Raw genomic sequence first — 1,168 nt, 5'->3', positions numbered from 1 at the left:
ACACTTTTAAGGACACTACCATAGAGAATGAACAATATGGGCATATTGTTCCGTTAATCCGTACAGTAGAGGCCTTTTCTCGGTTGTCGTATCAAAGTGTCTATCTGATTGATTACTCACAACAAAATTTCCTGTATGTATCAGACAATCCGCTCTTTCTTTGCGGTCTCTCGTCTCAAGAGGTGAGAGAGCTCGGTTATGCCTATTATCTAAAATATGTACCCGAAGAAGAGCAATCAATGCTGGTTCAGATCAACAGTGGGGGCTTTCGATTATTCGATTCTCTTCCCATGGAGGAACGACAAAGCTGCTACGTAACCTATGATTTTCATTTGCTGTATGACAGGAAGAAAATCCTGATAAATCATAAACTCACCCCGATTCTGCTGTCCGACGAGGGAAAAGTGTGGATTGCGATGTGCATCGTCTCGCTCTCAACGCATGATACGGCGGGACACATAGAGTTTCATCAAGATGGAAAGTCTGACTATTGGAGGTACTCATTGGAAGGACATCGGTGGATTAAGCAGGAGGGGGTAGTGCTGAAAGAGGAAGAAAAGGATATGCTCCGGCTTGCATCTTCGGGGTTGACCATAAATGAGATAGCCGAAAGAATGTGTAAATCGGTTGACACCGTTAAGTTCTATCGTAGAAATATGTTTGAGCGGTTGAAGGTAGCAAATATCACCGAAGCGCTGTCATTTGCCACCAACAACAAACTTCTTTAGCTGGATTCTTTGGCTGACATGTGCAAACCTTAGCTTTAACTGCTTCATCAACTCAACGATCGCTGAGTGTTTCTTTTGAGATTGGTGAAACATCTGAAAAATCCTGGTTGTCATTCTTCTGAGCTTATGAGTGAGACCACTGCCGGATTCTGAATGTCCGACACTTTTTGTAAAGCATTCCGAGATATAGCCCGTCAATTTTCTATTGTGTTTTTTCGAATCAGCGGAAGATTAGTGGGGAATAACTTGTTATTTATTATTACTGTCCGCTAAACATCCCACATTTTTTATGAATTAGGGCTGACACTTCTCACGAGGTATCAGCCCTTTTTGTTATCTTTGCTTTTGTTTCCAAACTCAGATAACATGGGCAAAAGTACACATTTCTTCGGACAGCCGGTATATGGTCAGCTGATAAAATCTCTCGACCATGATAAAAT

Annotated in this window: 1 protein-coding gene; it reads left to right on the top strand. The window is 41.9% G+C overall.

All coding sequences use genetic code 11. The features are described from left to right. The first annotated feature begins 20 nt into the window (after nucleotides 1-20). Nucleotides 21-728: a response regulator transcription factor gene (locus ETF27_RS03835; protein WP_240048120.1), complete on the top strand. Its 708-nt coding sequence runs from the start codon at nucleotides 21-23 to the stop codon at nucleotides 726-728. The last annotated feature ends 440 nt before the right edge of the window (nucleotides 729-1,168 follow it).

The sequence above is a fragment of the Prevotella brunnea genome (assembly GCF_008016795.1).
In the GTDB taxonomy this organism is placed as follows: Bacteria; Bacteroidota; Bacteroidia; order Bacteroidales; family Bacteroidaceae; genus Prevotella; species Prevotella brunnea.
This window is presented reverse-complemented; position numbering and strand designations above follow the sequence as displayed.